General features: G+C 63.9%; 3 protein-coding genes. 2 read left to right on the top strand and 1 reads right to left on the bottom strand.

Features of this window, described 5'->3' with window-relative positions:
- Positions 1-42: 42 nt before the first annotated feature.
- Positions 43-2040 carry a sensor histidine kinase gene (locus tag AC1DZE_RS08245; RefSeq protein WP_477672604.1) on the bottom strand — a complete coding sequence of 666 codons (1998 nt, stop codon included), beginning with the start codon at positions 2038-2040 and terminating at the stop codon, positions 43-45.
- A 449-nt stretch (positions 2041-2489) separates the two neighbouring features.
- Here AC1DZE_RS08245 and AC1DZE_RS08250 point away from each other — a divergent pair, with 449 nt between their 5' ends.
- Positions 2490-11297, top strand: coding sequence for a YDG domain-containing protein (locus AC1DZE_RS08250; protein WP_477699941.1), 8808 nt, complete (start codon positions 2490-2492; stop codon positions 11295-11297).
- A 423-nt stretch (positions 11298-11720) separates the two neighbouring features.
- Entirely contained in the window at positions 11721-14282 is a 2562-nt protein-coding gene (locus tag AC1DZE_RS08255) for a two-partner secretion domain-containing protein (RefSeq protein ID WP_477672666.1), read from the top strand.
- The last annotated feature ends 7 nt before the right edge of the window (positions 14283-14289 follow it).

The following is a 14289-nucleotide window of genomic DNA, read 5'->3' on the forward strand; positions in this document are numbered from 1 at the left end:
GTCCCCATATTTAGCGACATGGCGACGCTTCGGCCGCCCGGTTCAGGCTGCCGTGGGGCGGCTTCGCGGCAAGCGCAGGGTCAGCCGGGTGCCGGCCGCCGAAGATTCAAACGTCACGTCGCCGCCTATGGCCTGCGCGCGGCGCTGCTGGTTCGACAACCCCTTGCCACCGCTGCCCAGCGCTCGCTCCACGGCGAAGCCCCTGCCGTTGTCGGTGATGCCGACGCAGACCCAGCCATCAGCCGCGCCGGTGGTCACACGTATCTCACTGGCCTGGGCGTGCTTGAGGATGTTGGCAAAGGCCTCCTGCAGTATGCGCAGGATGTGCAGCGCGTTGCGCGGGTCCAGCCATTCCAGCGTGGGCACGTCGCTGATCTCCCAGCGCAGCGTGATGCCGGTGCTCTCCAGCCGGCTGCCCAGGCGAAAGCGCAGCGTGGCCAGCAACAGTAACAGGTCGGCTTCGATGGGCTCCATCGAATCGATGGCCAGCTTGAGGTCGTCGATGCAGCTCTTCAGAACCTCGGCCACCTGCACGTCCTGCAGCCGCCCGCCCTCGACCACGCGCAGGGCGCTGACCAGCGACGAGCCCAGGCCGTCGTGCATGTCCTGCATCAGGCGCTGGCGCTCCTGGCTCAGCATCTGCCGCTGCTCGACCTCACGCAGCAGGGCATGGCTCCGGTTCAGCTCGGCCTCGCGCGCCTGCAGGCGTTGCTCCAGACCGGCGTTGACCTGGCGGGCGTCCTCGATGGCGCGTGTGTAGCGCTGGAACATGATGTACACGAAGATAAAAAAGGCGCCCACATTGGCATAAGAGCCGAGAAAGCTGCCTTCCACGCTGACGTGGTTGTTCTGCAGCAGCCAGTCATAGGCGCCCATCGCCAGGCCCAGCAGGCTCCAGCCGGCCAGCAGCATGCCGTCGCGCGACCGTGCGCGCCGGGCATTCGCCAGGCCGCAGCCGAAGGCCGTGATGCCCATGGCCAGCAGGAAGAGGTAAACCAGCGGCGCCAGCACCGTGGCGCCCGGCCAGCCGCTCGCGAACACCGGCAGCGTCAGGATGCCGATCACCGCCGCGAGAGCCAGGACGGCGCGGTTCAGCCACTGCTGCGGCCGTCCGTGCAGCCGGACCAGGAAGAAGTGCGCCGCAGCGATCAGCCAGACGAGCGAGTTGACGGTGAACCAGCCAAACCATTCATCGGACACCGGCAACCGGTGCTGGCCCACGTAGTAGTGCAGGCAACGAATATAGGAGACCACCGAGATGATGAAGAACAGCAGGTACAGCGAACCTCCTTCGGGCGAAGCACCCTCTGAAACCCGCCTTTGCCGCAGCCATACCGACAGCGCGAACATACCCACGGCCAGAAAGGCCGCGCTGGTCATCAGCGGCAGCTGTATCTGCAATGCATCGCGCACCCGATAGCGCCAGCCGATGGCGGCCTCGTCACCCAGCCACAGGCTGGAAATGGCGCCGCCGGTGGCGCGCAGCCGTTCGATGCGCAGAGCTATGGTTTGCGGCGGCGCCGCACCGGCGGTTTCGTCGAGCGCAATCCACAGCGGATGATTGGAACCGTTCCACAGCGCGTTGGCGTGCGATTGATAGAGCAGCCGGCCGTCGCCATACACCGCGATCTGGCCGTCGGTCTTCCAGCGTGGGATGTAGAGGTAGCGCGGCCCGGGTGAAGGTGCAAGCGGTGGCACCTGCACGCGGTACCAGGTCACCACGGTTTGGGGGCCTTGTGACTCCTCCTCCATGCCTGCTTCGCTCGCCTGGTTCAGGGGAATCAGCTGGGGCGGCAAGGCATGCGGAAGCGCCACCGTGGTCCACCGGCCCTGCGGCATGCCGGGCTCAAGAGCATAGGGCGGCGGTGAAAAGCCGCGGCCATCTACCGCCAGCAGTTCTGCCGCGGTGAAGTGCAACGCCGTGGCGGCACGCGCTTGCAGCGGCCATAACGCGGCCAGCGCCACAACCGCCAGACACCCTGCCAGCAATCCCGCCCGCCATCGGCACTGAAGCCTTCCGCGCAATGAAATGAGGGGCAAATCGGTCTCCAGCCCAGTATCAACGGGCGCAAGCAGCTATCAAAAACGTAGCGAAAGGTTGGTCCACGTCAACCTGCTGACGTCTATTGCCGATTTTGCGGTGAGTGGTCTTGCAGGCGTGTCCCCAAAACTGGGGACAGACAGCCGCCTGTTTCGCCGCTCTGCATTGGGCGTATTGCCATGCAACGAGCCGCGACGCGGCCTTGCTTCCTCGTACATGCATCTCTTCACGTCCTGGGACGTTGTATGGCAGCGCTTGTGCGGTGACCGGAAGTGCGCTTCAGAGGGGATTATTCCCCTCGGCGTTACAGCCCTGTCCCTAGAACTGGGGACATACAGGTGCCCGCACCGACCCTACGATTTGCACGTTTTGTAACCATTGCGCGCGCCACCTTTGGGGTGCGCGCAGGCGCTCCCAAACCGCCCGTTTTTTCCAGAAAGTCACTGCCATGAAAAGCCACGCCAGCATGAACCGCATTTACCGTCTTGTCTGGAACGCCGCCTTGAGCCTGTGGGTGGCCGTGGCGGAAAACGCCAAGGGCAGAAGCAAAGGCGGCTCGTCGCGCAGCAGCGTGCTGTTCGGGTCGGCCCCTGGCGGAGGGGCTGAAGGCGGAAGTGAAGGGGCAGGCTTTACGCTCAATACGGCCTGCCGTGCTGCGCTGGTGCTGCTAACTTCCCTGGCCGTGGTTACGCACGAGGCTCGCGCGGCCGATGCGGCCAACGCCAGCGTAACTGCCGGCGCGGGCAATGTCTCCACGCTCGGCAACACCACCACCATCAACCAGGCCAGCCAGCGCCTGGCGATCGACTGGACCAGCCTCTCCACGCGGGCCAACGAGGCGCTGGTGTTCAGCCAGCCCAATGCTTCAGCGATAGCCCTGAACCGCATCATCGGCAGCAGCCCCAGCGAATTCCTCGGCAGCCTGACGGCGAATGGCCAGGTGTTTATCCTGAACCCGAACGGCGTTCTGTTTGGCGCCGGGTCGCAAGTGAACGTCGGTGGTCTCGTCGCCTCGACGCTCAATATGAGCAACGCCGACTTCATGGCCGGCAATAACGTTTTCACGAATTCGGGCGGCAGCGGTTCGGTGGTCAACCAAGGGACGATGACGGCGGCGAACGGCGGCTATCTCGCCCTGCTGGCCCCGGAAGTGCACAACGAAGGCGTGATGACTGCGTCGCTGGGAACAGCCCTGCTGGCTGCCGGCAACAAGGTCACCCTGAATCTAGATAACGGGTCTTTGCTGGGCTACAGCATCGACCAGGGGGCCATCAATGCGCTGGCCGAGAACAAACACCTGATACAGGCCAACGGCGGGCAAGTGTTGCTTTCGGCCAAGGCCATGGACAGCCTGACGACGGCCACGGTGAACAACACCGGCGTGATTGAAGCGAAGACGCTGCAGAACAAATCAGGCCGCATCCTGCTGATGGGCGACATGGAAACCGGTACCGTCAACGTGGGCGGAACGCTGGACGCGAGCGCACCGGATGGAGGCGACGGCGGTTTTGTTGAAACCAGCGCAGCGCATGTCAAGGTGGCCGACAGCGCCCGGGTCACCACGCTGGCTTCCGCCGGCAACACCGGGAAATGGCTGATAGACCCCAATGACTTCACCATCTCCGCCACGGGCGACATGACGGCAGCCGACGTCGCGAGCGCCCTGACAAGCACCAATTTCGAAATCGCCACCGCCACCATGGGCACGGCCGGCGGCAACGGCGACATCCACGTCAACCAGGCGATCAACCGGACGGACAACAACACCTTCACGCTGACTGCCGAGCGCGACATCAACATCAATACCGGCGCGAACATCACCAAAACCAATGCAGGCGCGGCCGGTATGACCATGACCGCCGGGCGCAACATCCTCCTCAACGGCAATATCGGTGTGGGCGGGCCTTCCACAACTCTTTCTGTGACGGCCAACGCTGCCGGCGATATTACCGGCACGGGAACCCTGAATCTGAATGGCGGCGCGCTGGACATGACGGCCGGCGGCAGCATCGGCGGCACCGACGGCCTGGGGCAGGTCTTTGCCGGCAGCTTGAAGATGAAAGCCACCACGGGTGACGTGATCGTGAATAGCGGCGTCAGCTGGATGGCCAGCTCCTTTGACCTGTACGCGGGCACCAATATCCGGGGTAGCAACCCCGGCTCCGCCGTCGAGGCCAGCATGAGTGCCCCCGGCGGCAGCTTCACTGCTTCCGCGGGCAACGCAGGCAACGGCAGGATACGCGTGAACACCTACGGCTACGCCATAGGCACGCTCAACCTGACCACCCAGGGCACGGGCGGCGGTGGCCAGATCGACTTCATCAGTAACGCAGCAGTGAGCAATGCGACCATCACTGCTGCGCACGACGTGAATGCCTCAACAACGGGCAATTTCAATGTGGCCAGCCTCAACTTGACGGGCTCCTACCAGTCGGTCAGCCTGGCTGCCAACGGCGGTACGCTGAGCCTGCCGACGATCAATATTGCAGATATGACGCTGACGGGCTCCGGTGCCAATGTCGCCCTCAATGGTGCCTTGACAGCGGCAAACGTGACATTCAACGCCATCGGCAACATCGCCCTGGCATCAGATATCAACACCACGGGCTCACAAACCTACAACGGCAACCTGAATATCACTGGCCCCGTCACTCTCGCCGCCGGCGGTGACATCGGGCTGGGCGGACTCACAGGCGTGGGTCAGAGCGTGACGCTGAATTCCAGCGGCACCATCACCAATACCGGCGCCACCAACGTTGGCACCTTCACCCTGGCGGGCGGCACCTGGCGCCAGATGGGCAGCGTGCCGGCATTTTCTGCGACGGATTTCCGCATCAGCGGCGGCACTTTCATTCGCGCGCTGGGCGGTGACGGCCTGAGCGCCGGAACGGCTTACCAGCTCACCGACGCTTACGGCCTGCAAGGCGCGGGTTCCGCCGGCATGGTGGACAAGAGCTACACCCTGGCCAACGACATTGACGCCAGCGGCACGGCAAACTGGAATAGCAACGCAGGATTCGACCCAATCGGCAATGCGTCCAGTCACTTCACCGGCCGTTTCGACGGCCTCGGCCATGCCGTGTCCAGCCTCACCATCAACCGGATCGGGATAGCCCCCATCGGTCTGTTTGGTGTTGCCAGCGGTGCGCAAATCAGCAACGTAGGGGTGGTTGGCGGCAGCGTCAGCGGCGGCGACATAGTCGGTGGACTGGTGGGATCAGCCGATAACGTCACGATCATCAATAGCTACGCCACAGGCAGCATTAACGGCGACAACTTTGTCGGTGGGTTGGTGGGATCTGCCGGCAACAGCACGATCAGCGACAGCTACGCCACAGGCAACGTTACCGCTACCGCCGACATGGTCGGAGGTTTGGTGGGGGATGCCACCAACAGCACGATCAGTTACAGCCACGCCGGCACGGGTAGCGTCAGCGGCCGCAACTATGTCGGCGGCCTGGTGGGACGAAACTCTGTCATGGGCGGCTATAGCAGTGTCATTAACCGTAGCTTTGCCACTGGCGGCGTCACCGGGTTCGACCGTGTCGGTGGGCTGGTGGGATCCAGCGTCAACAACGGCGGCGCGTCCAACGCCATCACGATCAGCGACAGCTACGCCACGGGCAATGTCAGCGGCGGCGACAACAATATCGGTGGGTTGGTGGGGGAGGCCAACAACAGCACGATCAGCAACAGCTACGCCACGGGCAATGTCAGCGGCGGCAACAACAATATCGGTGGGTTGGTGGGGTACGCCTACAACAGCACGATCAGTGACAGCCACGCGGGCACAGGCAGCGTCAGCGGCCTCATCCGTGTCGGCGGCCTGGTGGGAGTGAACAACGCAAGCACGATCACCGGCAGCTACGCCACGGGTGATGTCAGCGGCAATAGATCCGTCGGCGGATTGGTGGGGGAGAACAGCGGCGGCGCGATCACCGGCAGCTACGCCACGGGTGATGTCAGCGGCACTGACTATGTCGGCGGGCTGGTGGGGTACAACAACTTCGGCAGCGTGATCAGTAACAGCTATGCCACGGGCAATGTCAACGGCCTCGATCAATATGTCGGCGGGCTGGCGGGGTACAACAACAACGGCGGCGCGATCAGCAACAGCTACGCCACGGGCAATGCCAGCACCGGCGGCTTAGATGCCGATGGATTGGTGGGACTGAACATCGGCACGGTCAGCAACAGCTTCCACAGTGCCACCGCCAACCCGGGGCTGCCAGACGCCCTCGGCAGCGGCAAGACCGATGGCGAGTTGAAGCAGGCCAGCACCTTTGTTGGTTGGGACATTGCCAGCACCGGCGGCAGCACGGCGGTGTGGCGCATTTACGAAGGTCAAAGCATGCCGCTGCTGCGCAGCTTCCTGAGTGGGCTGACGGTGGCCGACACCGTGCTCACCTACAACGGTGTGGTGCAAACCGGCGCCAGCACGGCGGCGGTTGGTGTTCTGGGGGCGGCTTCCAGTGGGCGCAATGCCGGTACCTACAACGGCTATTATTCCGGCCAGCAGGGTTACGACATCAGCGGCGGTACCCTCACTGTTACGCCGGCCAACCTGGTGCTGACTACCACCAACGTCAGCAAAACCTACAACGGCCAGCTCGACGCTGCCGGCACGTTCACCGCCACCGGCGGCACCCAACTGCTTGACACCGACACCACCACCGGCGGCAGCTTTGCCTTCCTCGACAAAAACGCAGGCACCGGCAAGACGGTGACAGTGGGCGGCGCCACGCTGAACGACGGCAACGGTGGCGGCAACTATGTGCTCAGTTATGTCGACAACACCAGCAGCACCATCAACCAGGCCAACCTGACGGTAACGGCCACGGGTGTGACCAAGACCTACGACGGCACACTGGGCGCGACAGGCGCGGGCTCGGTCGGTACGCTGGCAGGAGCGGCAGCCGGCGAAGTGGTCAATGCCGCCGGCAGCCAGGCCTTCCTGGACAAGAACTTTAGCATCGGCAACAAGACGGTGCAGGCCAGCGGAGTGACCATCAAGGACGCAGGCAACGCTGATGTGACGGGCAACTACAACATYRSCTAYGTCGACAACACSRCCAGCACCATCAACCAGGCCAACCTGACGGTGACGGCGACTGGTGTGACCAAAACTTACGACGGCACGACCAGCGCAACGGGAACGGGCACCGTCGGTGCGCTGGCAGGCGCCGGAGCGGGAGAATCGGTCAACACCGCTGCCACACAGCTCTTTACCGACAAGAACTTCGGCATCGGCAACAAGACGGTGCAAGCCAGCGGCCTGACCATCAAGGACAGCGGCAACGCCGACGTCACAGGCAACTACAACATTGCCTATGTCGACAACACCACCAGCACCATCAACAAGGCCGACCTGACGGTGACGGCCAATGCGGTGACCAAGACCTACGACGGAACCTTGGGCGCCAGCGGTACGGGTACCGTTGCCGCGCTGGCTGGCGCGGCAGCGGGCGAGGTAGTCGATGTCGCTGGCAACCAGGCTTTCCTCGACAAGAATTTCGGTATCGGCAACAAGACGGTGCGCGCCGGCGGCGTAACGATCAAGGACAGCGGTAATGCCGACGTGACGGGCAACTACAACGTCAGCTACGTCGACAACACCACCAGCACCATCAACAAGGCCAACTTGAGCCTGTCGACCACCGACGTCACCAAGACCTACGACGGCACGACCAGCGCAGCCGGCACGGTCACGGTGACAGCGGGCACGGTGTTTGCGGGTGACAACACCACGGGCGGCACATTCGCCTTCACCAACAAGAATGCCGGTAGCGGCAACAAGACGGTCACGACGACCGGCGTGACGGTGGGCGACGGCGTGAACAACGCCAACTACAACGTCAGCTATGCGGACAACACCACAAGCACCATCAACCAGGCCAACCTGACCTTGTCCACTTCGAGCGTCACCAAGACCTACGACGGCGGCCTCTCGGCGGCTGGTACTGTGGTCGTGACGGCGGGCACGGTGTTCGCGGGTGACGGCACCACGGGCGGCACATTCGCCTTCACCGACAAGAATGCCGGCAACGGCAACAAGACAGTAACGGCGGCGGGCGTGACGGTAGGCGACGGGGTGAACAACGCCAACTACAACGTCACTTACGCCGACAACACCAGCAGCACCATCAACAGGGCCAACCTGACGGTCACCGCGACCGGTGTGATCAAGACCTATGACGGTACGCTCAGCGCCACAGGCACGGGCTCGGTCGGCGCGCTGGCCGGCGCCGGTGCAGGTGAGTCGGTCAACACCGCCGCCACGCAGGTCTTTACCGACAAGAACTTCGGTGTCGGCAACAAGACGGTGCAGGCCAGTGGGCTGACCATCAAGGACAGCGGTAACGCTGACGTGACCGGCAACTACAACGTCAGCTACGTCGACAACACCAGCAGCACGATCAACAAGGCCAGCCTGACGGTCACGGCAACGGGTGTGACCAAGACCTACGACGGCACGCTGAACGCCACCGGAACGGGCACCGTCGCGGCGCTCGCGGGTGCGGGCGCAGGCGAGCTGGTCAATGCCGCCGGCAGCCAGGCCTTCCTGGACAAGAACGCCGGTACCGGCAACAAGATGGTGCGCGCCAGCGGCGTGACCATCAAGGACAGCGGCAATGCCGACGTGTCGGGCAACTACAACATTGCCTATGTGGACAACGGCACCAGCACCATCAACCAGGCCAACCTGACGGTGACGGCCACGGGTGTGACCAAGACTTACGACGGCACGCTGAGCGCCACGGGCACGGGCTCCGTGGGTACGCTGGCCGGTGCCGGTGCAGGCGAAGTCGTCAACGCCGCCGCCACCCAGCTCTTTACCGACAAGAACTTCGGCATCGGGAACAAGACGGTGCAAGCCAGCGGCCTGACCATCAAGGACGCAGGTAACGCTGACGTCACCGGCAACTACAACATTGCCTATGTCGACAACACAGCCAGCACCATTAACCAGGCCAGCTTGACGGTCACCGCCAACGCGGTGACCAAAACCTACGACGGAACACTCAATGCCACAGGCACAGGCTCTGTTGGCGCACTGGCCGGTGCAGGCGCGGGTGAGTCGGTCAACACCGCTGCCACACAGCTCTTTACCGATAAGAACTTCGGCATCGGCAACAAGACGGTGCAAGCCAGCGGCCTGACCATCAAGGACAGCGGTAACGCCGACGTGACGGGCAACTACAACATTGCCTACGTGGACAACACGACCAGCACCATCAATAAGGCTAACTTGACAGTCACCGCCACGGGCGTGACCAAGACCTACGACAGCACACTCAATGCCACAGGCACGGGCTCTGTTGGCGCACTGGCAGGCGCCGGTGCGGGCGAAGTGGTCAACACCGCCGCGACGCAGGCCTTCACCGACAAGAACTTCGGTATCGGCAACAAGACGGTTCAGGCCAGCGGCCTGACCATCAAGGACAGCGGCAATGCCGACGTGACCGGCAACTACAACATCGCTTACGTCGACAACACCAGCAGCACCATCAACAAAGCCAATCTGAGCCTGTCGACCACCGACGTCACCAAGACCTACGACGGTGGTTTATCCGCCAGCGGTACGGTGGTGGGGACGGCGGGCACGGTGTTCGCAGGCGACAACACCACAGGCGGTACGTTTGCCTTTACCGACAAGAACGTCGGCAGTGGCAACAAAACGGTGACGACTGCGGGCGTGACAGTGGGCGACGGCGTGAACAACGCCAACTACAACATCGCTTACGTGGACAACAGCACCAGCACCATCAACCAGGCCAACCTGACCTTGTCCACGGCCAATGTGACCAAGACCTACGATGGCACCTTGGCCGCATCGGGCACGGCCACTGTCGCGGCGGGTACGGTATTCAGCGGTGACGGTTTGAGCGGCGGCACGTTCGCCTTTACAGACAAGAACGCCGGGGCGGGCAACAAGACGGTGACTGCGGCCGGTGTGACGGTGGGCGACGGCGTGAACAACGCCAATTACAACGTCAGCTATGTGGACAACACCACCAGCACCATCAACAGGGCCAACCTGACGGTGACGGCCACAGGCGTGACCAAGACCTACGACAGCACGACCAGCGCTACGGGTACGGGCTCTGTCGGCACGCTGGCCGGCGCCGGCGCGGGCGAATCGGTCAACGCCGCCGCCACGCAGGCCTTCACCGACAAAAACTTCGGCGTCGGCAACAAGACGGTGCAAGTCAGCGGCCTGACGATCAAGGACAGCGGCAACGCCGACGTGACCGGCAACTACAACATCGCCTATGTTGACAACACCACCAGCACCATCAACAAGGCCAACTTGAGCCTGTCGACTTCCGATGTCACCAAGACCTACGACGGTGGCCTCTCGGCTGCTGGCGCGGTGGTGGTAACGGCCGGCACGGTGTTCGCAGGCGACAACGCCACCGGTGGCAGCTTCGCCTTCACCGACAAGAATGCCGGCACAGGCAACAAGACCGTCACGACTTCGGGCGTCACGGTGGGCGATGGCGTGAACAACGCCAACTACAACGTCAGCTACGCTAACAACACGACCAGCACCATCAACAAGGCCGACCTGGCAGTGACAGCCGCTGGCGTGAACAAGGTGTATGACGGTACAACGGCAGCCACCGTGGGTTACGCCGACAACCGCCTGGGCAGCGATGTACTCAGCGTCACGGGTGCCGCATCCTTCGCCGACAAGAACGCCGGCACGGGCAAGGCGGTCGGCGTGAACGGCATCGCTATAGGCGGCACCGACGCCAGCAACTACAACCTGCTGAACACCACGGCAACGACCACGGCCAGCATCACACCCAAGGCGCTGACGGTGACGGCCAACAACGACAGCAAGAACTATGACGGCACGGCTTACAGCGGTGGCAACGGCGTGAGCTACAGCGGTTTTGTGGCGGGTGATACGTCGGCGGATATCGGCGGAACCGTGGGCTATGGCGGATCTTCTCAGGGGGCCGTGGCCGCTGGCAGCTATGTGATCACGCCTGGCGGGCTGAACTCGATCTCCGGCAACTACGCACTGGGCTTTGCCAACGGCGCGCTCAGCATCAAGACCTCCGACGCCGGCACCGTGGCGCTTGGCAGTGAAGCACTGGTCGGCGCCTATGACAGCGCGCTGCAGGCTGTGGCCGGCCTGGGCGGTTCGTCCGGCGGTGGCGTAGGTGGTGGTGGATTCGGCGGCAGCGCTGCAGCCGACGCGCTGGCGGCCGCCGCAGCAGAAGCGGGCAATACCGACGAAAACTAGACTCACCCCCGTTCAGACTCACTGCGTGTAGTCTGCTCCCCCTCAAAGGGGGCGGCGCCTGGGGCCGGCGAAGCCGGACCCTCGGCCCCTGCCTGGCTCGTCGGGCGGTGGTGGTTTTGGCGGCAACGCCCGCGGCTGATGCGCTCGCAGCAGTCGTTTGGGCTCCTGCACCAGGATTGATGGCGAAATCAGGCTGCAGCGCAATAAAGACAGGCGCAAGCAGCTATCAAAACTGTAGCAAACAAGGGGCGCAAGGCTGCGTCGTGCGTGAAACCCAGGCTATCGCGTCGGTCCGGGGCGTCGTAATATGGCACTTGTCATGCGCGGCGCATGGGCCTGTGGCCCCAGATGACAGGCCATCGCCGGCAGGAAAAGAGAGATCTTTGGGGGCTTCGCCGCCCGTCCTGTCCCGAAAGGCTACACATGAAAAGCCATGCCGGCATCAACCGCATTTACCGCCTGGCCCGACGCGGCGCCAGTGCAACGGGCGGGTTCACACTCAACGCTGCCTGCAGCGCTGCATTGCTCTTGCTTGCCGGAGGTGCCCAGCAGGCCGAGGCCGCAGACGCCGCCAGCGCCAGCGTGTCTGCGGGCGCCGCCAGCCTGGCCACGGTGGGCAACACCACCACCATCAACCAGTCCAGCCAGCGTGTGGCGATTGACTGGACCAGCCTGTCTACCCGTGCCAATGAAGCGCTGGTGTTCAACCAGCCCAACGCCCAGGCCATTGCGCTGAACCGCATCACCGGCAGCAGCCCGAGCGAACTGCTTGGCAGCCTCACGGCCAACGGCCAGGTGTTCATCCTCAACCCGAACGGCGTGCTGTTTGGTGCGGGCAGCCAGGTCAACGTGGGCGGACTGGTGGCTTCAACCTTGGGCATGAGCAATGCCGACTTCATGTCCGGCAACCATGTGTTCACAGGCTCGGTCGGCTCGGTTGTCAACCAGGGCACGCTGAACGCGGGGCAGGGTGGCTACCTCGCCTTGCTGGCGCCCGAAGTACGCAATGAAGGCGTGATGACGGCATCGCTGGGCACGGCGCTGCTGGCCGCCGGCAACAAGGTCACCCTGAACATCGATAACGGCAGCCTGCTGGGTTACAGCATTGACCAGGGTGCGATCAGGGCGCTGGCGGAGAACAGGCATTTGATCCAGGCGAACGGCGGGCAAGTACTGCTTTCCGCGAAAGCCATGGACAGCTTGACCACGGCCACGGTGAACAACACCGGAATCATCGAAGCCAAAACCCTGCAGAACAAGGCCGGCCGTATCCTGCTGATGGGCGACATGGACACCGGCACGGTGAACGCAGGTGGCACGCTGGATGCATCGGCGCCCACTGGCGGTGATGGCGGCTTTGTCGAAACGTCCGCGGCACACGTCAAGGTGGCCGACGGCGCTGTCATCACCACGCTGGCCTCTGCAGGCGGTGGCGGCAACCACGGCACATGGCTGATAGACCCGACCGACTTCACCATCGCCGCGGGCAGCGGTGCGCTGACCGGCAGTGGCATAGGCGCGGGCACGCTGGCCGCCAGCCTCAACCTGGGCAATGTCGCACTGGCGACCAACAATGCCGGCGGTACGGATAACGGCGACATCCACGTCAACGCGGCCTTCACCTGGAACGCGGGCACCACGCTGACCTTGAGCGCCTGGCGCAATATCAACATCAACGCGTCCATCACCTCGCAGCACGCCAATGGCAAGCTGGCACTGGAATACGGACTGGGCGCCATCAATGCGGGGAACACTGCAACGTACAACGTCAGGGCCCCGGTCAACCTGCGGGCCGGCGACAACTTCAGCACCCGGCTGGGCAGCGACGGCGTCACGGACCCGTACAAAGTCATCACCAGCCTGGGCGTGGCAGGCAGCACCACCGGCACCGACCTGCAGGGCATCAACGGCAATCCCACCGGCAACTACGTGCTGGGCGCCGACATCGACGCGAGCGACACGGTGAACTGGAACGCCGGCGCGGGTTTCGATACCCTGGGTGGCGTTGGCGCACCAGGTATTTTTGAGGGCCGCTTCGACGGCCTCAACCACAAGATCCGCAATCTCTTCATCAACCGTCCGGGCGACAACTTCGTGGGCCTGTTCGGCCTTACGCAGAGCACCAGCATCCAGAACCTCGGGCTGGTGGGCGGCAGCATCACCGGCGCCGACTTTGTGGGCGCCATCGCGGGGCAGGGCTGCTGCACCACCTTCAGCAATGTCTACAGCACGGCAACGGTGCAGGGCATTGACGAGGTTGGCGGCCTGGTGGGCGAACTCAGCCAGGGCGGCATCACCGACGCGTACGCCAGCGGCGCCGTGAGTGGCGACGACAAGGTGGGCGGGCTGGTCGGCAGCTCGCTGGACGGCATCATCACGCGCGCCTACAGCACCGGCCGCGTCACTGCTACCGGTATGGCAGGCGGGCTGGTGGCCGAACAGGTCGGAACGGCCGCGACAAACAACAGCTATTGGGACGTCAACACGTCCGGCCAGGGCAGCAGCGCAGGCGGCACCGGCAAGACCACCGCACAGATGATGCAGGCGGCCACCTTCACCGGCTGGGACATCACCACCCAAGGCGGCTCCACGGCCTCGTGGCGCATTTATGAAGGCCAGACCGGCCCGCTGCTGCGCAGCTTTCTGCAGCCGCTCACGCTGCCCGACACCAGCGTGGCCTACAACGGTGCGCAGCAGTCGGGCGCCGGTGCGCCGGGCGTCACGGCCGCCAGCGGCACCAACCCCGGCAGCTACTTCGCCTGGTCGGGCCAGGAAGGCTATGACATCACGGGTGGCACGCTGACGATCAGGTCGGCCGGCTCGGGTGGCAACTTCCTGATCGACGAGGCCTACCGCAGCGCGATGATCTACCTGGCCGGCGTGAACCGCTCCGCGAACCCCCGCATCGGCCCCAGCCCCGATGCGCAGGTCGATGCCCTGAGGGCAGCCGCTGCCGAAGCCGGCAGCACGGGCGAGAACGAGTAACTCTCAA

This window comes from Polaromonas sp. P1_F1 (genome assembly GCF_056405795.1).

Bases quoted from the DNA above. Each gene is read 5' to 3' on its own strand.
- AC1DZE_RS08255 (WP_477672666.1), top strand. From the start codon at position 11,721: ATGAAAAGCCATGCCGGCATCAACCGCATTTACCGCCTGGCCCGACGC.